This window comes from Trichocoleus sp. FACHB-40 (genome assembly GCF_014695915.1).
Taxonomy (GTDB): domain Bacteria; phylum Cyanobacteriota; class Cyanobacteriia; order Cyanobacteriales; family FACHB-T130; genus Funiculus; species Funiculus sociatus.
The window spans coordinates 114,479-133,938 of the sequence record NZ_JACJPF010000068.1; the positions used below are offsets into that span (position 1 = coordinate 114,479).

The following is a 19,460-nucleotide window of genomic DNA, read 5'->3' on the forward strand; positions in this document are numbered from 1 at the left end:
CCCCCAACATACTTAATTGTGCGAAGTCTTACCTGACCAAACATCGAATTGTTCAGCAGTTAGCGCTATGTATGAGCGCCCTTTGCGATATGATTGGGGTCATCAACAGGAAATTACTGTAGGTCAAAAGACAGAGGGCAAGTAGCAGTGATTAGAGTAGCGATCAACGGTTTTGGACGCATCGGACGTAATTTCATGCGATGCTGGCTGGGTCGGGAAAATAGCAATATGGAAGTCGTTGCCATCAACGACACTTCCGACCCAAAAACTAACTCCCACTTGCTGAAATATGACACCATGTTGGGAACGTTTAAGGCTGACATCAGTCACGATGACAACTCCATCATCGTCAACGGCAAGACGGTAAAATGCACATCGGATCGCAATCCCGAAAACTTGCCCTGGAAAGATTGGGAAATTGACCTGATTATCGAATCAACAGGCGTTTTTACCAGCAAGGAAGGGGCATCCAAGCATTTAACCGCTGGAGCAAAAAAAGTTTTGATTACCGCTCCCGGTAAAAACGATGACGGTACCTTCGTGGTGGGTGTCAACGATCAAAACTACGATCACGATAAGCACGTTGTTATCAGCAACGCCAGTTGTACCACTAACTGTCTGGCTCCCTTTGCCAAGGTGCTTAATGACAACTTCGGCATTATCAAAGGGCTGATGACCACAACCCACAGCTATACTGGCGACCAGCGTTTACTAGACGCTTCTCACCGGGACGTGCGACGGGCAAGAGCAGCAGCAATGAACATTGTCCCCACCACAACAGGTGCGGCTAAAGCAGTGGCTCTGGTGCTGCCAGAACTCAAAGGCAAGCTGAATGGTCTAGCTCTGCGGGTTCCGACACCTAATGTTTCTGTAGTGGATTTGGTGGTCAACGTTGAGAAGAAAACGTTCGCCGAAGAAGTTAACCAAGTTCTCAAGGACGCAGCTGAAGGTCCCTTGAAAGGCATTCTGGAGTACAGCGACCTAGAGCTTGTCTCTTCAGATTATCGCGGTCACGATGCCTCTTCCATTGTGGATGCCAGTCTGACGATGGTTATGGATGGTGACATGGTTAAGGTTGTCGCATGGTACGACAACGAGTGGGGTTACTCTCAGCGGGTTGTAGACTTGGCTGAACTGATGGCTAAGAAGTGGAAAAGCTAAGAGTAATTAGTTAGTCGGTAAGTGCTTTTGCATTACAACTCGAATCTGTCGCTAAAAGTGATGAATTTTCTGCTGCAATGCAAAAGCCCATACAGTCAGTTTTAACTGCTGACACCAGATTAATAACTAAAATGCTGAAATCCTTGGTTGAGGGTGAGCGGTTTGTCGGGATAGACACCAGAGGAGTCTACTAACAAGACGTTGGCTTCGGTAGTAATTCCAATAACAGCTGCTCCCTCGCCTAATCGTTCCACTAATATCTGGGCTTTTTCTGAAGGTAGGCATAAGACAAGTTCAAAGTCTTCGCCGCCATATAAAGCCCAGTCCCAGGCTTGCTCGTTTGAAACCATTTGGCTGAGAGCAGCTGGAATGGGAATCGAGGCGCGATCGCATTTTGCACCCACTCCGCTACATCGGCAAATTTGCACAATTGCATCTGCTAAACCGTCGCTGCTGTCCATCCCAGCAACGGGGATGGGGGATTGGGAATCCAACCACAGGAAAGGCAAGACATCTAGGCGAGGTTTAGGGCGCTGGTGCGCTTGGATTAAAGATACTTTCTCGGCTTCGGTGAGATTTTGACCGGATTGTGGGTTCAGTAACAATTCTAAACCCGCTCTTGAGGCTCCGTGAACTCCGGTGACGACAATAGCATCTCCAACTTGAGCAGATGAGCGCCGGATAATACGATTTGGGGAAGCTTCACCAAAGGCGGTAATTGCTATTGTATTGACTGGCGAACGGCAAATATCGCCGCCGACAATAAATGTATTGTAATGTTGCAAGCATTCGGTTATTCCCTGATAAAGTCGCTCCACCCAGGTGACGAGTGTATCGCTTGTAAGACTTAAACCTACAGTAATTCCCAGTGGAGATGCGCCCATTGCTGCTAAATCGGATAAATTGGCAGCAGCAGCACGCCAACCAGCATCTTCTGGGGATGTGGTGCGATCGCTAAAATGGGTTCCATCCACCAGCATATCTGTTGTCACTACCAATTCTTGACCCGGCTGAGTTTTCATTACAGCCGCATCATCTCCCACGACTTCCGCCGGACAGAAGCGTTGCAATCGTTGTAATAAACCCTGTTCCCCGATGTCTCGAATTTTCATGGAGTTTTGACGAACCGCAAAGAGGAGAGTGTGTTCAAACAAGCGATCGCACCCTGAGTAAATACTAAGCGCGATCGCTAAAATATACCCATACTTGTGTCGTGACTACCAACAACTTTCTAGGCTTACTCTCAAAATGACCACCACGCTAATTCAAAATCCACAATCAGTTCTGCTGAGTAATGTTAGCTGGCAAACTTACGAATTTCTGCTGAAAGATGTAGCAGAACAGCCGGGAATTCGTCTGACTTATGACCGAGGCTTGCTAGAAATTATGACTCCATTAGATCCCCATGAAGGCTACAAAAAACTTTTAGGACGTTTCGTAGAAACTCTGACTGAGGAATTAAATATTAATATTCGCAGCTTAGGTTCGAGAACTTCTAAGCGTGAGGATTTGCAGAGGGGATTTGAACCGGATCAGTGCTACTACATCCAGAATGAACCGATTGTCCGAGAACTAGAGCAAATCGACTTAAATCAATATCCACCACCTGACTTAATCATCGAGATTGATATTACTAGCGGTTCTATTAATCAATTTGACTTGTATGCTGACTTTAGGGTGCCGGAAGTCTGGCGGTATGACGGAAGACGCTTGAGATTCTATCAGTTAGAAGAGAAACAATATTTAGAACGCAATACATCTCCTACTTTTCCTTTTCTCTCACCATCCGAAATTCTGCGGTTTCTGGAACAGCAAAAAACTGTGGGAGAAACAGCAATGATTCGGTTGTTCCGCGAGTGGGTGAGAAGTCAAACGCAGTAGGAGAATTGGGAAAAAGCGCGATTGCATCCTCATCTCTCCTCATGTCCATTCATTATCTGAAGGTGGCAAACGCAGTTTTGGGAAGCGGTAAAAAGTATCGCCATCATTATCAACTTCTGGCATCGCACCTAATAACTGTATCTGACGATCCAGGTATTGCTTAGCCACTTGAGCATCTACTCTAGCTGCTGCTGCCAATTGGATCAGAGAAATGCAGCTATTTTGAGCTTCTAGTAATTGATAAAAAGCATTTTCTAGCTGTCTTTGTTGCTGTTGCTGCTGCGAGGTACTATGAAACAACATAATTGCCATTACACTCGCGGCGACTACAAAGATTACTTCAAGAATTGGCATAAAGTTCTTAGCAAGTAGGGTGGGCAATGCCCACCCTACTTATAACTCTACATATCAACTAGATGTTTATCCTACTTGTGGCTGAACTAGATTTTTCGCCCCTTGGATGACCTTCGCAGATTCAACCTTGTCACCTGCTTTCAGCTTTTGCAAGACTTCTTTGCCTTCAGTTACATAGCCAAAGACAGAATATCGCCCATCTAAGAGGTTGCGTCCTGCTGGGGTCAGTTCTGGTTCAAACAAGAAGAAGAAGAACTGGGAAGAACCACCATCGGGTTCCCCTTCAGGACGTGCCATCGCAACCGCACCGTAGGCGGAAAAGGGAAGCACTGGCTGATCGCGATAACGTCCGGCATCTTCTAAGGTAATGCCATAGACGGGTTCTTGGTCGCCTCTGGCTAGCACTTCTAAGGGGACATTGCGGTACTTGCCAGTTTTTGGGTCAATGAAACCTTGATCTGGCCCTGGTGGATCTCCCACTTGCAGCACGTAGGACTCTTCGGCGCGAACAAACTCAAGACCATCATAGAAGCCGCGCTGAACTAAATCGACAAAGTTACCAGCAGTCACGGGCGCACTGTAGCCGTCAACCACTAGGGTAATGGTGCCTTGATTGGTTGTCACTTCCACGGTGGCGCGACCTTTGAGTTGAGGCAGGTTGCTGTACTCTGATGGCACTTCGTAGGGGAAGCTTTGCACCATCATTTCTTCCAACTGTCCCACCATGTCGAGCAGTTTACCGCGCTCAGTCCAGATTTCTTCTTTATCTTTGGCTTCCACCGCCTCTCGAAGCTGGGAGATTTGCTGCTTCATGTTATCTATGAGGGCAAGGGCTTCGGGTTTTTGCGACTCTGGGATGTTGGCGAGTAATTCGGAAGCGCGATCGCTCAGAATCCGATCTGCCCTGGTAATATCGCTAGTGATGGGACTCCAGCGTTTACCTCGCAGTTGGTTAGCGATATCTTCCAAACTGCTTTGCATATTCCGTATTTCTTGGTTCTCAATGGGTAGGGCATACCGTAGCAATGCTTTTCCGTCTGTGATCGCATTTCCAGATGGCAACCCACTATCGCGGACACTTTTGGCTGATGTGTCCCACCAAGCAGCACTAAGTCCTACTGAGAGAGTAATCAGCAGTAGCGCTAAGACGCTAGTTTGAGCCAAGCGCTTGCACCAATTGAGTATAGAACGGTTTTTTTGAAGCATAAATTAATCCCTGGGTGCTGCCAACCAGTTACGGCGGAAGCTTTCGTCAGCTGAAAAACTCCATTCTTAATCTTGCCATACGGGTGTTCACTAGGGACTGGGGATTAGGGATTGGGGACTGGGGACTGGGACTAAATGCTGAGTTATAGCAATTTTATTCAGGCACGGAAAATTACCATCTCCACCAGTCCCGGTTTCTTAAAAGTTACCGGGTTTCTTGGCTTTCACTAATCATTTAGGGCTGCTATAGCAATCCGAACCAGAGTTGTAAGACACTAGCCCTTTAGATGCCCGACTTCCTAGAGAAGTTGGGCATCTCGCCTTCACGAATTATTTAAGACTACTATCTTAAAACCGCTATATGAGATATGAGATATGAGGTATGAATTCATATCTCATAACTTTTCCCCAATCCCCAGCCCCCAGTCCCCAGCCCCCAATCCCTAATCCCCAGTCCCCAGTCCCTAGTGCGGTAAAATGAATTGCCGATTGTTCTCCCCAAGATAGAGATTCATGATTTCGAGTAACGACTTTAGACCCGGTGTCACGATTGAATTAGATGGCGCTGTGTGGCGGGTGGTGGAATTTCTCCACGTCAAGCCAGGGAAGGGTGCAGCGTTTGTGCGGACGAAGCTGAAAAATGTGCAAACAGGTAGTGTGGTGGAGCGCACCTTCCGGGCTGCTGAAACGGTACCGCAAGCCAACCTGGAAAAGCGCACGATGCAGCATACCTACAAAGAGGCCGACCAGTTCGTGTTTATGGACATGGAAACCTATGAGGAAGCTTCTCTGCGAACAGATCAGATTGGCGATCGCGTGAAATACCTCAAGGAAGGCATGGAAGTGAACGTTATCCGCTGGGGCGAGCAGATAATGGAAGTAGAACTACCTAACTCGGTGGTGCTGGAAGTCACCCAAACCGATCCGGGACTCAAAGGAGATACTGCTACGGGGGGATCAAAACCAGCAATTGTAGAAACTGGCGCTCAGGTAATGGTTCCTTTGTTTATTACTGTCGGCGAACGAATTAAGGTTGACACTCGTACCGATACTTATCTGGGTCGAGAAAATGCCTAATACCATTTTGGATTTTGGATTTTGGATTTTGAAGCGATTTTTGAGGAGATGGATTCTTCCCAAAACATCGCGTGATTTTGGATTGTCAACTAAAAGCCAATACACAAGTCCAGAATTTGAAATCCGCAAGTCTCAAACAAAATGGTATAAGTCAGAGGAAGAATTAAAAATACCAAGTTAAAAATTTCGCTTTTAAAATTTTTAACTTGGCATTTTTAATTTTTTTTCATCCTTCATTCTTCATTCTTCCCGTCATGTCAATAGATTTCAACGAACTCCGCGAACTGCTGGCGGCGATCGCGCAAACCGATATTGCGGAGTTGACATTAAAAAGCGCTGATTTTGAACTTACGGTGCGGAAAGCGCCGCGCTTTATCGCTCCGGTTGATCCACCTGCCCTATCAACAAGCGATAGCCCCAGCGTTGCGCCTCCCACCCAAGCAGCGCCTATTCCTGTGCTACCTAGTCCGGGTATTGAGGTGCCTTCCCGTGCGGCTGCTCCCGTTGCTGCTCCCAATAGCGATCGCAAATTACCAGAGGTGGCATCCCCAATGGTGGGAACGTTTTATCGCTCTCCGGCACCCGATGAACCTGCATTTGTTGAGGTAGGCGATCGCATCCGTACCGGGCAAACAGTCTGCATTATTGAAGCAATGAAGCTGATGAATGAAATTGAGGCTGAAGTGTCTGGTATTGTGATGGAAATTTTGGTTCAAAACGGCGAACCCGTCGAATATGGGCAACCCTTAATGCGGATTAACCCAGAATAATTTTCCTGTTTCTAGATTGCAATTCGAGGTGCGATAAATGTTCAAAAAAAATCTTGTTTTTTCGGCTACTTTTGTCTACGATCTAATTATCTAATAATTGCATTTTTATAATGGAAATATTGACGTTTATTAACAAGTGCAAATATTTCCATTATTTAATATAATAACCCAAAATAATAATATAAAAAGGAAACGAAGATTAGACAAGAACAATTTATTCCATATTTAACTAAGTATCTTTGTGCTTTAGGCAATACGGTAAACTTTACCTACTAAAATGTAACCCAACGCAGCTGATTGACTGACAAATCTCGGATGTGCTACTACGATTTTTCTGAGATATGATCGTTTTCAAACCCTCTGCACCTACAACTTCTTGAAGTACCTGGCAATCGGTAAAAGCCCAAAACCCAGCTTTTCATAGGTACAACGTGCTGGGGCATGGCCAGGATCGCCTCCAGTCTCGACCATAGCAACGGACATCCCAGCAACTTTCATCCAATCAAGAGCGAATTGCGTGAGAGCGGTGCCAATGCCTCGACGTTGATAGTCTGGATCGACGGCGATCATGTAGATTTCACCCATGCTGCTTTCCGAGTGGAGTTTCACCGCTACAAAGCCCACGGTTGAACCAGAGTCTATCGCAACCCACACCTTTGTCTCTGCATCAGCACAGACTTCCTCGACAGCCTTTTGCTGGCTTACACGCCAATCGTCGGGATAAAATGCTCGGTACACGTCAAAGTCCATCGCGTTCTGAATCGAATCAAAGACAGGAGTCCATGCCAGAAGCGAAAGACGAATAACAGCATCAAGTTGGCGGGGGTCGTATGGTTCAATTTGCATTTCGGTATGGGCTTCAGAAGACGGGGTATCAGTAGCATCACAGAAAATCGGGGTAAGCCGTGTTACGTGAATGCGTATCGTTATACCTATGATATTGCCAGGGCTGGAATCAGAATTTTGCCACGACTTTAGTTGTAATACCTTTTTTTTCGTGAAGCGATCGCTCAAAAAAACAAAAGTCAAAGTCGGCTTGACTCTTTAATTTTTGTTTTGTTGATCAGTATAGTTCATTAACTCAGTATCTCTGAGTCATTTTGCCATGCCTTAGCCTAAACTCCAGAATTTAAAAAACCGCGATGAGTTAGGGCTTGATTGTTAAGTTTCGCCCTCAAGCCCTATTAGTAAAAGTGCGATCGCAGTTGAGCGATACCATTAGCCGTCAAGTGCGATCGCGCTGAGGAGGAAACTTTAGTAGGATAAAGCTGAACCGCCGACTTACTGCAATAGCTGGAAGTGCTGATGTTAATCTCTATAATTATTTAATTTGATGGCAGGTTGATATGATGCAACCCCAGACAAGCCAAGAACAGGAATCCCAGAGGCAGGTGGTAGAGTGGGAACCGCCTATGCCACCTACAGATTTAATTTTTGATGATGGTGAACCCTTGGAAAGCAATCTCCACCGCATTGCTATGAATGTCCTAATTCGCTCAATGTTAATCCCATTGGCTGACCGCAATGATTACTTTGCGGGGGGAAATATGTTCGTTTACTACAGCAGCACTCAAGTTCGTAATCGAGACTTCCGGGGGCCGGATTTTTTTGTAGCGTTGAACGTGGATGGTAGAACCGACCGCCAAGGGTGGGTAGTATGGGAAGAAAATGGTCGCTATCCCGATGTAATTGTGGAGCTGATGTCGCCCTCCACAGCGGCGGTAGACACGGGAGTGAAGAAGGATATTTACGAGCAGATTTTCCGTACCCCGGATTATTATGTGTTTGACCCGTTCGATCCCAATTCCTTACGGGGGTGGCATTTGGATGTTAATCAACAGTATCAACCCCTAATACCGAACGAGCAAGGATGGCTTTGGTGTCAGCGATTAGGCTTGTGGTTGGGAACTTGGGAAGGAACGCTGGAGCGAATTACGGGGGTATGGTTGCGCTTCTATGACCAACCTGGTAATCTTGTCCCCTTACCAGAGGAGGCGGCGCAACAGCAAGGAATCGAGCAAGGCTTACAGCAAGGCGCTTTGCGACAGTTGTTGCGTTTACTCACCACTCGCTTTGGGGACGTTCCTACTGAAATCGAGCCAAGATTACAAACACTTGATTTGAATCAATTGGAAGATTTGGTAGAGGTAGCGCTGACGGCAGGCTCTTTAGAGCAATTCGTCAATCAATTGTAAAATTATCCGCTGTTTGAGCCTGTTTTCTGTAGGGGCAGGGAAACTCCGCCCCTATGAATGGCAAAGCAAAAACTACAGTTTAAAATTTTCCTGAAAGGTTTGCCTTGTGAGTGGCTGATCTAGTTCTAAACCTTCACCCCCCAAAACGTCTAAAGGTTTTCCCTCTACATTTAGCCAAACCTTGGCATTGGGATTTTCACTGGTGGCTGTATAGAGAACCTGTGCCACGCGACCTGTCATTGAGGTACTGCCGCCGCCACTGGTAAACTCTTGGGATAGATCCACATAAACACCATCGTCCCGAACCTTCAAACTTCTGAGCTTGGTTCCTTTGGGAATAGTGCTGCTGTAACCCGGATCGGTTGGGCCAGCCAGCAAACTATTGAAAGCCTCATTGAGAGGAGCTTGCGATTTGACTGCGGCTGCTGCTTTGACCTGAGTTGGCACCACCTCAATATTGTTGCCACTACTTTTGAGCCAATAGACTTCAACTGTCTTCTGGGCTGCCTGGGGCTTAGTCTGAGACGGCGTGGGCGACTCTTGGGCGATGGGAGCCGGAGAGGTTGTGGGAGACGTGTTTGGATTTACTGCCTGCGGCTCTTCTGGAGCGCACGCCGCAAAAACTAGCGCCGACATACCGAGTGCGATCGCGATCGCTATCCGGCGGACTGGTTGTTGAGCTTGCATATTAATTTCCCTCCTTAAAGATTTATTGGGATTTTTGTGAGGAGGTTTTGATGAGAAATACATTTGAAAGGGGCGCTGCTCCGGAAAAACCTAACGCACACTAGGTACAGCAGTTGGCGCTTTTACTTTCACAAATGCTGCTACCTCTAGCTGTTCCCTATTTACATCTAATTTTAGGATTCTAAGAGCGATCGCAGCATCATCCAAGGTACTGAGATCCAATCGGTCATTCAAAGTGGACAGCAAAGCAGCAACCACTGGGGGTGGCACTGGCGTATTATTAACCAAAACCGACGGCTCAATTAACTGCAACTTAGTTTCTTCGGCAACACTCACCCCTGTCTCCACCGATACACTCAGTTTATCCGCTCCCTGTTCTTGTAATTCCAACTGCAAACGCACTCGGTTATTCCCCAAAAGTTCTATCTTGGGATTGACAAACTCATAACGTTGAACTATAAGTTCAGCTGAACTGCCCAAAAGACGGCTTGCCAGTTTACTCAAACGCTTTGTTACAGCAGGTGAGAGTAAAGCTTGATTAATATCCTCCTGCGTGATAACTAAACGCAATCCCCCCTGTAAAGGTTGCTCTAGTAAAGTCGTCACTGGAGCCTTTCCCCGCTTTCGCAAACGCGCTACATCAATGTCAAGGGGATCGGTTTCTAGTTCCAAAGCAGCAATTCTGATTTCTGGCGTTAGCCAGAACCCCCGCCCAGCAACCCGCACTCGCTCGACTTTTCCTTGGACAATTTGATAGTTGGGGGCGTTGTCGATGCGGACTTGCAATTGCTCTACTTTATCAAATCGGGAGCGGATGGCGCTCTCTACTGTGTGATCAAGAGCTAATCCAACAGGTGAGACCAGAGCTAGTATCCCAGACAAAAAGATGGCTATAAGTTCCATTAGTTAATATTAATTATTTAATTCTCATCCCCAGTTAGAGGCTGGGAATGAGTATTGATGTGCTTATGAGACAGCGGTAGAAATCCACTCTTTTAAGGTAGATACTACTTCCGAAAGGGGAATTTCCTGCGATTTATGGGTGGCTCGTTCGACGATTTCCACTTTGCCATTATTGAGCGATCGCCCTGTCACCACTCTATAGGGTATCCCAATTAAATCGGCATCTTTAAACTTTACCCCAGCGCGTTCGTCGCGGTCATCTAATAATGTTTCAATTCCCGCTTCATTGAGTTGAGTGTAGAGTTGTTCAGCAGCTTCGACTTGTTTGGTGTCGCCTGTGTTGGGAATTGAAATGATGACTTGATAAGGCGCGATCGCTACCGGCCAGATAATCCCATCTTTATCATAAGATTGTTCTACCGCAGCCTGCGCCAGTCTCGACACGCCAACACCATAACAACCCATTACTAAGGGTACTTCTTCACCTTGTTCGTTGGTGTAAGTTGCTCCCATTGCTACAGAATATTTGGTGCCTAGCTGGAAAATGTGACCGATTTCAATTCCTCTGGCAGTTTGGAGAGTTTGACTGGGATCGTGAATTGCGCGATCGCCTAATCTTGCCTTTCGCACATCCAATACCATTTCTGGTAGCTTAAATTGCTCACCCCAATTTGCCCCGACTCCGTGGTAGCCACTTTCATTAGAACCTGTGACGAAGTTCTTTAAATTAACAGCAGTTTTATCAACTAAGCGCACAAACTTAGGATGTATTTGCTTATCCCCAGTGATGTAGTCATCAGTAATATCAGGGGCCATATAACCCAAAGGTAGAGGTTTTGCCGCCCATTTTTGCTGCGCTTCTGCGTCTGGTATCGTCAAGCCGATGATAGTTTTCCCGCCATACTGTGGTGCTAACTTCGTCAACTCATTTTGCAACTTGACTTCATTAACATCTTGATCTCCTCGGATACTTACCAGCACCAAAACTGTCATGCCATTGTCATAAACAGTTTGGTAGAGGACATTTTTTACAAGTTGGGTAGGATGACACTTTAAAAATTGGCACAGTTTATCGATAGTTTCTGTTCCCGGCGTCTCCCGTTTTTCGGAAGTTGTAAATGAGGATTCTTCCGCATCCGGTGGCAAAGAAACAGCCTTTTCCACATTGGCGGCGTACTGTCCATCTTCGGTGTAGAGAACTTCATCTTCACCCGCCTCAGCGAGTACCATAAATTCTTGGGAACCAGAGCCACCAATAGCGCCGGAATCAGCTTCTACCGCTCGGAAAGCCAAACCGCACCGTCGCAACATATTGCTGTAAGCTTGGTGCATATCCTGATAAGTTTTCTTCAGGCTTTCCTCATTGGTGTGGAACGAGTAGCCATCTTTCATGATGAATTCTCGTCCGCGCATCAAACCAAAGCGGGGACGAATTTCATCCCGGAATTTGGTTTGCAGTTGGTAGAGGTGCAGTGGTAGCTGACGGTAGGAGCGAATCATATCACGAGCGATCGCTGTAATTACTTCCTCATGCGTCGGCCCTAATCCCAATTCTTGTTTGTGTCGGTCTGTGAGGGCGAACATGATATTCTCAGCTTGGGTGTAAGTATCCCAGCGCTCCGATTCTCGCCATAAATCTGCTGGTTGCAATTGTGGCAGCAGACACTCTTGAGCGCCTGTTGCATTCATCTCTTGGCGCACGATTTGGGAAACCTTTTGCAGCACTCGCCACATCAAGGGCAAATAGGCGTAAATACCGCTACCGATGCGACGAATATAGCCTGCACGGAGCAGTAATTTATGACTGGGGATTGTTGCTTCCGCTGGATCTTCCCGCAGCGTAACAAAAAGCATTTGTGACAGTCGCATCAGTGGTTGCCTCTACAGATGGGAAAATTATTATCTAAGCTAAGTCTAGGATGTCTAATCGCAAGTTATAAGGATAGGACATTGCCAGATTTCATGATACAGGCTCAACCACCGCTAGAATTTATTCCGCCAGCTTTCAATCCTCTAGTTTTACGCTCCGTCCAGATGGTGCTACCGTTTTGGATGCGATCGCATACAGCAATTACTCAAATTCAAGCCGACAACGTGGAGGTTTTGGTTGATCTGTATCGCCAATTTCAGGACAGAAAAATCCGCTTCCTAATGGCATTTCGCCATCCCAACGCCGAAGATGCGCTGTGCATGGCTCACTTGATGTGGAAATTGGTGCCACAGGTAGCACAACAACAAGGCGTATCCCTGCAAAATCCCCTACATTTCCACTTTATCTATGACCGGGGAATTCCTCTATGGGCAGGCACACACATGGGCTGGATCTATTCTCGCTTAGGTGGCACCCCCATTCATAGAGGCAAAGCAGACTGGTTAGGGTTAAAGTCGGCGCGTGACTTGTTTGCTAATGGTCAGTTTCCGATGGCAGCTGCCCCAGAAGGTGCCACCAACGGTCACAATGAGATTATCAGCCCGCTAGAACCAGGTATCTCTCAATTAGGTTTTTGGTGTGTTGAAGATTTGCTTAAAGCTGGACGCTCCGAGCAAGTTTTAATTGTGCCAGTGGGAATTAAATATCGTTACATCGAAGCTCCCTGGAAGTCTTTAGAAAAGCTTTTAAGCGAATTGGAAGCATCTAGCGGTTTAACTGCATATGCAGATGCTGAGCGTGATGTTTTAAATCCTCATCTCTATAAACGCTTGTATCGTTTAGGGGAACATTTACTCTCATTAATGGAGGATTTTTATACTCGGTTTTATCATAAAAATCTGCCAAAGAATGAAGCTTTGGAAGCTCGACTTCAAGCTTTGATGGATGCGGCGCTACAAGTTGCAGAGCAATATTTTGACTTACCGCCCAAGGGAAGCGTGATTGACCGCTGTCGTCGCCTAGAGCAGGCTGGTTGGAATCACATTTATCGAGAAGAATACAAGAATATAAAAGCGCTGTCTCCCTTAGAAAGGGCATTAGCTAATCGAATAGCTGACGAAGCAAACAGTCATGTATGGCATATGCGCTTGGTAGAAACTTTTGTGGCAGTTACAGGCAAGTATGTTATAGAAAAACCAACCGTAGAGCGCTTTGCTGAGACAACTTTACTTTTATGGGATATGGTGACTCGCATCAAGAATAGTAATCCTTTTGAACGCCCTCGTCTTGGCAATCAACAAGTAGAGATGACTATCGGGCAACCGATATCTGTTTCAGAACGTTACGCAGTTTATCAAGAAAATCGTCACGGTGCCAAACTTGCTGTAACCCATTTGACTAAAGATTTGCAACACGCGATAGAGAGTTTAATTTAGTGAAATCCTAAGGAATTTGTAGCTTGCTTGGGCGTAGCGGTACGCGAGTGTTAGCCAACAACTTAAATCTTACCGGATGTAGGGTTTTGTTCCAAGAAGCCAATCTATGTTCTTATCAATTAATAAGCCAATCGTTGGGTTTAGCGTTGCAGCGTTGGCAAGGTAACTACAAAGGTATTGATGCTACCTGGTTGCGTTGGGCAACTTTGGAGGGAGAATTGCTACCAACTCCGGAAGAACAAGAACGCCTGCGGGCAGACTCGGAACGCCTACGGGCAGAGCAAGCAGAGTCTCAGTTGGAGCAGACGGTACGCAACTTACTGGCAGAAGGGATGGGTGTAGAACAAGTAGCTCGGTTAACTGGTTTGTCTGTAGGGCAAGTAGAGGAACTGAGCAGTTAAACGCTGTAAATTAGCAGATATTACCTTATCTTACTTGTTTAAATTCTAAGAGCGATCGCCTTCTGAGATTTTTTTTAAGTGTTGCGCGATCGCTTACTTTTTCATATCTTCCTTTGGTTATAAATTTATAACTTATCTACCCTCTCGTTGATGGATTTGTCTTGGGGATCGTAATCTATCTTCAGCGGGGTTAAACCATCATCGATTATTAGTTAATTTTCTTTAAGAAAGCGAAAAGTAGTTTTCGGAGTAACTGCGGAAACTAAGCAATTATTGATTTTTTGGAGGGCATTATGACATTCACCACTACGGGTAGCTACGACAAAGGTAAAGAAGCTCTTAAGGGCTTGAATGTAGACGATCAGCTAGCATTGCTGTGGTTCGTTTACACCAAGATGGGTAAATCAATCACACCAGCGGCTCCAGGGGCTTCTGGCTCTGAAATTGCACAGGGATTGTTCAATCAAGTTAAAGAACTTTCCCATGAAGAACAGCTGCAAGTTCAGCGTGATATCGCTACAAATGCTAATACTCAGATTAGCCGTGAATACGGCTCTTTGAGTCCTGAAACTAAGCTAGCTTTCTGGTACTTTTTAGCGCAAGGAATGGACAGCGGTACCATCATTCCTATGCCTCCTAATTATGAACTTCCTCAAGAAGGAAAAGACTTGTTAGCGCAAATTGAAGGCATGGATTTTCAGCAGCAAATTGATTTCTTACGTGGCGCTGTATTACCTATGGGTGCTGAGGCTGCGCCGGGATCTGATATCTAGAAAGATTAGTAAATGTCGGGCTGATTCCTCTCAATCATCCTCCGCTAATTGGGGAAGCAATTAGCGGTTTTTTTGACTTTTGCGATCGCCCTTTAAGGTGGCGCTAGACAAACAAAGTTAACAGAATAGTAGGTTGGGGAGCCACACGAAAAGCATATTTTTCTACGCCCTTACGAGTGGCGTTTGAGGTAACGCAACAAACGCTTATTATTGCATTTGTTGCGTTTTGCTATTTCGGTCAGCCCAAATACAATTGTTATGAATTGGTGTTCTAGTGCTTACCGATAGCTAAACTCAGCTTCTCTTGCTGTGCGTCCCACTACTTCCGGCGCATCTACAACTATACGCATTTGGTCGCAGTAAACTGTTACCAAAGGCTGACCTAAGCCTAACTGGGAGAAAGGACTAATTGTAGGTACTTCCAATTTGCCACTAACTGCCTTTAGCTGAGACTCTAATCCACTTTTGAAAAATAGCACATTGGAGTCTAGGGTACTGAAGGCAGATCCGGTTAAGGGTTGTCGCCACCAGGTAGAAAGGGGTAATGGCGTGTTTGTGTAACTGAGGCTGCAAAACTGCTTATCGCCTTGACGGACAGTGACAAGAGAATTGTCGCCTTTTTGCCACGTAAATTCAGCTATTGCTTTGGGTAGTCCCCAAATTTCTCGTCCACCAGCAACAGAATCAGAATTGTCTACATAAATATGGGAAACCCAACCGCCCAATTTTCCTTCATAGCTGACGATACCAGGGACAACAATTAACTCGCTGTACTCTAATACTGAACCTGTGCCGTAATAGGATAAGTAAACCCCGCCTAGTGTTTTTCCTGGGAATACAGAGACGATTTCAAACTCTGGGGGGATGAAAGGACGCGCTTTGGGAATATCTACCAAATGCAAGGTTTGTAGTGCGTAACCTTGAAGCGTCCAAGGTGCCTGGGGATATGTCATTTGAAACTCCTAAAATCGTATTTAATTTTATTAAGACTTTTTTCTAAACAAATAAACATCATCACGTCGATAGGTTAATTGAAATTGCGGTGCATTTCTGAGTTGATTGACAAAGTTGGCGGCAAATTCTCGATTACCAGATCCGCCGGGATAACGCACATTCAGCAAGACATACTCAAAGCCTGAGAGGTCAGGGGGTGGTGGATTAAAATCGTCAACGAACTGGATCAGGCGGCGGTGGGTTAAATGGGGGACAATTCTGTGGGTAGTTAAGACACCATCAGAAGTTTGAATTTGCGCGATCGCTTCCCGCGTTGCTTGCCAATTATCTAGCGAAATCTGATATTTTGACCAAAAATACCCATACTTTGCTAATGCTAAGAAAGCCAGTAGCGACCAGAGAATTATCGTCTTTCTATTTTTCAACCAACTACGATTAGCAGCGAGACTAGAAATTACAGCCAGCAGCAGAAAAGGCAAAATTGGCAAAGAATACTGATGAATTAAATCCCGTTGATGGGGTTTGTCGGAAAGAATGTTTAACATGAAAGCGGGAATAGCACTCACCAAAGGAGTTAAATGCTGCGGTGAAAGACCCCAAATTAACGGCAAAATTAAAAGTATTAAATAGTTTATGGTATTAATTGAGAATATTCTTCCTAACACTAACTCTGGCTTAAATACTAAATTTCTTGCAATGTCCAAAACTGAGTTGCCGAGATAACTGTAACGTTCCACTGCTGCGGCTTCGCTGCTGCTGAAGAACGGAATAACCACCTGAGTTGCAATGAGGAACCAGGCAATACCAGCACAGAGGGCAAAAGCACCATAGAAACGTTTCTTCTCGAACACCAGCAGCCAGAAACCCATTGCCGCTACAGTTAGAGATAAGACAGCTTTACATCCCAAAATAAAAATAATACTTAAACAAAACCACCCAATTTTACTTTCCCTAGCACACCATACCGCTGCTAAAAAGACCGGAACCGCCATAACTTCCGGGTGAAATTCAAATAAATTAACATTAAAAATTAGCGGGTAGAGTAAATACGCTGCTGCCATTGCTACGCATTGCGATTGTTTTAACCCCGCCTGATGTGCAAGGTGCCACATCGGTAATGCACCCAAAGATAAGGCAACAGCTTGGACTATCAATAACCAGTGAACATTTGGGAAAATTTTGTAAAATAAAGCCAGCGGATAAACTGCCCAAGCTGCATGGTTTCCCATATGATGAAAGCCAAGAATAGAAGAAATTGGCGGCTTTCCTTGACTCATTAAATAAACCACTTGATCGTAAATTCCCAGGTCAAAAGCCCCCGATTGAAACATTGCGTGTCTAAGACTGCTACACGCAAATAAAATTAAGATACTTATGCCGATTGTTAGCGCCACAGCACCAGGCTTTAACAGTTTTTCTTTCATAATATGTTTGAAACGCTTCAGGCACAGGGTAAATCTCTCTTGATCCCTTATATTATTAGAGGAAATTTCCACCAATTGCTTTGATAGCTTAATTGCTGAATTAATCGAATCTTCACCCTGCCCAGAGGTGTTGGGCAAATCTAATAGATAAACTGGCAAGAAAGATGGTGAAAAAGCCGATTGTAGGGTATCCCCAACGCGGATAACGGGAAAGTAATAAACCAAGCGCGATCGCTAGTGATACAATTCCATAAGCAATCCGACCAATTGACCAAGTACCTCCAGAGTTAAAAATTAATCCTAAGCCACAAAAGCCATAAATTACTGTTACCAAACTCAACTGCTTGCGTAAGTGCCATAACAAGTAGCCGCCGGCTACTAAAGCGACCGTATTAATCAACGGATCGCCTGCCACGAGCCATAAAATTAACCATAACAAACAAAAACCATATCTAACCTTAACCTCACCCAATTTTTTCCGAAATCGCCACAACAAAAAGCCACTAGCGACAATAATTAAAAATAGCAGTGGATGTAAAGGGTCTACAATTGAGCCTTGTTTCCAGTTCGCTGTTCCCACCGAAATTTGCATCAGCATTTTCCCCCAGCCTTGCCAATCAAACCCCACGTTTGGTCGCCATCCCCGCTGTGCATTGACAAACGCTAAGGGGTCTGCAAAACGAATCCAGCAATATAAACTAAACAGCAGCAAACCAACTGCGGTAGCTAAACTGGAAACGTAGGCAATCAGGGGTCTGCGTTGTCTCCACGCTACTATCAAAAAAGCGGGGATAAGTGCTATCCCAGTTGGTCGAGTTGCAGTTGCTAATGCACCGCACAAAGCTAACCAAAAATACTGTTTTTTATCAAATGCTCTCAAAGCGGCTGTACTTAGTAACAGAAACAGCCCTTCTGTATAAATTACCGTTCCAAATAGAGAAAAAGGACACCAAGCGAGTACAGCACTTGACCACCTTGCAGCACTTTTCCCATGATGTTCTTCTACCCAAAGGTAAACAATAATTATTGCGCCCAAAAAAGCAAAATTGTTTACTAATGTTCCTACTACTTCAAAGGGTAAGCCAAAGAGCATTATTCCACGAACAATTAAAGGGAATAGGGGAAAAAAGGCAACATTATGCCCTTTTCCATCATTGATATATTCGTAGCCAGTAGTAGCGATCGCGCGATAATGTACACTATCCCAATAATCGAAAACTCCCCAGCCAAACGTAGGCGCAACCCCACCTGGTGGAGCCGGAAGCAGCGGAGCGATCAATATCATTGCTATCAAAATCACGAGTCTGCTAATTAGCCACATTCCCACTGCAAAGATGAAAGCATTGTTTAAAAAAGTTTTTTTTGTATCAATTGTTCCAGCTTCATTCATGAGTTATAGCCTTAGTTAAATTCCTGGGGTGGTCAACATCCACTCCCCGATGCACTCCGAGATAGTAAGCCAAGATTTGCAGGGGAATAACTGTTAGAAGGGGAGAGAGTAATTCGTCTACTTCAGGTACAGACAACACATCATCAAATATTTCAGACTTGATGGATGTTACCCCAATTAGGCGAACACCACAAGCCTTTGCTTTCTGAGCATTTGCAAGGACTTTTTCGTAAACGACACCAGGCATAGCGATCGCTACCACAGCAACTTTAGAATCTAGGATGGCAATTGGCCCGTGCAGAAATTCTCCACTGTGATAACCTTCGGCGTGAATATAGCTGGTTTCTTTTAGTTTCAATGCTCCCTCTAAAGCAATGGTAAAGTTAATACCTCGCCCTAATAAAATCCAATTTTGTGTTCCCTTTAATTCTTGCGCTAATTTTTCAATGTCGTCTTTTTGGGTTTGCAAGATTATGTCTATTTTGGCAGGAATTTGTCGTAATTGTGCCATGATTTGATGGAATTTTTCGACCGGTAAAATTTGACGGTAGTAAGCCAAATCAAGAGCTAAACAGTAAAACGCTATCAACTGAGCTACAAATGTTTTTGTAGCAGCGATCCCTACTTCAATTCCTGCCTGCGTATGGATAGTATGATCTACCAGTTTCTCTAAAGAACTTCCTGTTTTATTGGTAATTCCTAAAAGTCGCTGCTTCACGCTACGATTTTTTTCTATTTCCAACGCAGCGAGTGTATCTGCGGTTTCTCCGGACTGGGTAACGCCAATGATAAGTGTGTTAGCAGTTGGGGGCGGTGGTGCAGGGAGCATCCCGGTTTTGCGCTTTTGAGCATCAAACGGATATTGATCCGTTAAGGTAGGCGCACCGAAGCTTAAGCATTTGATTAACATTTTTCATCAACCACTGCGCTCCTGAAATTTTCAACCTTCTATCAATTTGTTTTACTGCCGACTCTACA

The 19,460-nt window shown here is 45.2% G+C and carries 19 protein-coding genes and 3 pseudogenes; 10 read left to right on the forward strand and 12 right to left on the reverse strand.

Annotated elements, in window-relative coordinates; genetic code table 11:
- The first annotated feature begins 147 nt into the window (after positions 1 to 147).
- Complete coding sequence (locus tag H6F63_RS16425) at positions 148 to 1,161, forward strand: type I glyceraldehyde-3-phosphate dehydrogenase (RefSeq protein ID WP_190458478.1); 1,014 nt, start codon at positions 148 to 150, stop codon at positions 1,159 to 1,161.
- A 119-nt stretch (positions 1,162 to 1,280) separates the two neighbouring features.
- Here the strand turns inward: H6F63_RS16425 and thiL are convergent, their stop codons facing one another.
- Positions 1,281 to 2,273: a thiamine-phosphate kinase gene (thiL, locus tag H6F63_RS16430; protein ID WP_190638657.1), complete on the reverse strand. Its 993-nt coding sequence runs from the start codon at positions 2,271 to 2,273 to the stop codon at positions 1,281 to 1,283.
- Between the two features lie 136 nt (positions 2,274 to 2,409).
- Between thiL and H6F63_RS16435 the strand changes: the two genes are divergently transcribed.
- Positions 2,410 to 3,042, forward strand: coding sequence for a Uma2 family endonuclease (locus H6F63_RS16435; RefSeq protein ID WP_190638636.1), 633 nt, complete (start codon positions 2,410 to 2,412; stop codon positions 3,040 to 3,042).
- Positions 3,043 to 3,081: 39 nt separating this feature from the next.
- Here the strand turns inward: H6F63_RS16435 and H6F63_RS16440 are convergent, their stop codons facing one another.
- Both H6F63_RS16440 and H6F63_RS16445 read right to left on the reverse strand, forming a co-directional pair.
- The gene (locus tag H6F63_RS16440) at positions 3,082 to 3,396 is read right to left on the reverse strand and encodes a hypothetical protein (protein ID WP_190444110.1); all 315 of its coding nucleotides are present in this window, start codon (positions 3,394 to 3,396) and stop codon (positions 3,082 to 3,084) included.
- Between the two features lie 66 nt (positions 3,397 to 3,462).
- The gene (locus tag H6F63_RS16445) at positions 3,463 to 4,602 is read right to left on the reverse strand and encodes a peptidylprolyl isomerase (RefSeq protein ID WP_190638637.1); all 1,140 of its coding nucleotides are present in this window, start codon (positions 4,600 to 4,602) and stop codon (positions 3,463 to 3,465) included.
- A 14-nt stretch (positions 4,603 to 4,616) separates the two neighbouring features.
- Here H6F63_RS16445 and H6F63_RS30580 point away from each other — a divergent pair, with 14 nt between their 5' ends.
- The 4 genes from H6F63_RS30580 to accB all read left to right on the forward strand — a co-directional run bounded on the left by H6F63_RS30580 (position 4,617) and on the right by accB (position 6,449).
- Positions 4,617 to 4,751 (forward strand): hypothetical protein, encoded by a 135-nt coding sequence (locus tag H6F63_RS30580; RefSeq protein ID WP_277876428.1) that lies wholly within the window; start codon positions 4,617 to 4,619, stop codon positions 4,749 to 4,751.
- Positions 4,752 to 5,115: 364 nt separating this feature from the next.
- Positions 5,116 to 5,679, forward strand: a complete 564-nt coding sequence (gene efp / locus H6F63_RS16450; protein ID WP_190420829.1) for an elongation factor P — start codon at positions 5,116 to 5,118, stop codon at positions 5,677 to 5,679.
- Positions 5,672 to 5,860: a hypothetical protein gene (locus H6F63_RS16455; RefSeq protein WP_190443978.1), complete on the forward strand. Its 189-nt coding sequence runs from the start codon at positions 5,672 to 5,674 to the stop codon at positions 5,858 to 5,860. Before efp ends, H6F63_RS16455 begins: the two co-directional genes overlap by 8 nt.
- A gap of 73 nt (positions 5,861 to 5,933) precedes the next feature.
- Positions 5,934 to 6,449, forward strand: coding sequence for an acetyl-CoA carboxylase biotin carboxyl carrier protein (gene accB, locus H6F63_RS16460; protein WP_190638638.1), 516 nt, complete (start codon positions 5,934 to 5,936; stop codon positions 6,447 to 6,449).
- A 366-nt stretch (positions 6,450 to 6,815) separates the two neighbouring features.
- Here the strand turns inward: accB and H6F63_RS16465 are convergent, their stop codons facing one another.
- Positions 6,816 to 7,295 carry a GNAT family N-acetyltransferase gene (locus tag H6F63_RS16465; RefSeq protein WP_190638658.1) on the reverse strand — a complete coding sequence of 160 codons (480 nt, stop codon included), beginning with the start codon at positions 7,293 to 7,295 and terminating at the stop codon, positions 6,816 to 6,818.
- 503 nt (positions 7,296 to 7,798) lie between these two features.
- Here H6F63_RS16465 and H6F63_RS16470 point away from each other — a divergent pair.
- Positions 7,799 to 8,644, forward strand: a complete 846-nt coding sequence (locus H6F63_RS16470; protein WP_190638659.1) for a Uma2 family endonuclease — start codon at positions 7,799 to 7,801, stop codon at positions 8,642 to 8,644.
- A 72-nt stretch (positions 8,645 to 8,716) separates the two neighbouring features.
- Here H6F63_RS16470 and H6F63_RS16475 read toward each other — a convergent pair whose 3' ends face one another.
- The 3 genes from H6F63_RS16475 to H6F63_RS16485 all read right to left on the reverse strand — a co-directional run bounded on the left by H6F63_RS16475 (position 8,717) and on the right by H6F63_RS16485 (position 12,103).
- A complete protein-coding gene (locus tag H6F63_RS16475; protein WP_190638639.1) occupies positions 8,717 to 9,331 on the reverse strand; it encodes a GerMN domain-containing protein in 615 nt (204 codons plus the stop codon).
- A 90-nt stretch (positions 9,332 to 9,421) separates the two neighbouring features.
- A complete protein-coding gene (locus H6F63_RS16480; RefSeq protein ID WP_190638640.1) occupies positions 9,422 to 10,234 on the reverse strand; it encodes a DUF2993 domain-containing protein in 813 nt (270 codons plus the stop codon).
- A gap of 63 nt (positions 10,235 to 10,297) precedes the next feature.
- The gene (locus H6F63_RS16485; protein WP_190638641.1) at positions 10,298 to 12,103 is read right to left on the reverse strand and encodes a proline--tRNA ligase; all 1,806 of its coding nucleotides are present in this window, start codon (positions 12,101 to 12,103) and stop codon (positions 10,298 to 10,300) included.
- Positions 12,104 to 12,184: 81 nt separating this feature from the next.
- On the opposite strand from H6F63_RS16485, the gene H6F63_RS16490 reads away from it, so the two are divergent.
- From H6F63_RS16490 to H6F63_RS16500, 3 genes and pseudogenes are all read left to right on the forward strand, one after another.
- Positions 12,185 to 13,540 (forward strand): 1-acyl-sn-glycerol-3-phosphate acyltransferase, encoded by a 1,356-nt coding sequence (locus tag H6F63_RS16490; RefSeq protein WP_190638642.1) that lies wholly within the window; start codon positions 12,185 to 12,187, stop codon positions 13,538 to 13,540.
- A gap of 116 nt (positions 13,541 to 13,656) precedes the next feature.
- Positions 13,657 to 13,941: pseudogene (locus H6F63_RS16495) on the forward strand (Uma2 family endonuclease); the annotation flags it as partial.
- Positions 13,942 to 14,234: 293 nt separating this feature from the next.
- Positions 14,235 to 14,714: an orange carotenoid protein N-terminal domain-containing protein gene (locus tag H6F63_RS16500; protein WP_190638643.1), complete on the forward strand. Its 480-nt coding sequence runs from the start codon at positions 14,235 to 14,237 to the stop codon at positions 14,712 to 14,714.
- A 278-nt stretch (positions 14,715 to 14,992) separates the two neighbouring features.
- On the opposite strand, the gene H6F63_RS16505 is transcribed toward H6F63_RS16500, so the two are convergent.
- The 5 genes and pseudogenes from H6F63_RS16505 to H6F63_RS16525 form a co-directional block, all read right to left on the reverse strand.
- Entirely contained in the window at positions 14,993 to 15,667 is a 675-nt protein-coding gene (locus H6F63_RS16505; RefSeq protein ID WP_190638644.1) for an acetoacetate decarboxylase family protein, read from the reverse strand.
- Positions 15,668 to 15,697: 30 nt separating this feature from the next.
- Positions 15,698 to 17,092, reverse strand: a complete 1,395-nt coding sequence (locus H6F63_RS16510) for a DUF2079 domain-containing protein (RefSeq protein ID WP_190638645.1) — start codon at positions 17,090 to 17,092, stop codon at positions 15,698 to 15,700.
- Between the two features lie 112 nt (positions 17,093 to 17,204).
- Complete coding sequence (locus H6F63_RS16515) at positions 17,205 to 18,482, reverse strand: mannosyltransferase family protein (protein ID WP_199298080.1); 1,278 nt, start codon at positions 18,480 to 18,482, stop codon at positions 17,205 to 17,207.
- Positions 18,475 to 19,281, reverse strand: a pseudogene (locus tag H6F63_RS16520) (SIS domain-containing protein); the annotation flags it as partial. The gene H6F63_RS16515 and the pseudogene H6F63_RS16520, both read right to left, overlap by 8 nt.
- A gap of 52 nt (positions 19,282 to 19,333) precedes the next feature.
- Positions 19,334 to 19,460: pseudogene (locus H6F63_RS16525) on the reverse strand (ISKra4 family transposase); the annotation flags it as partial.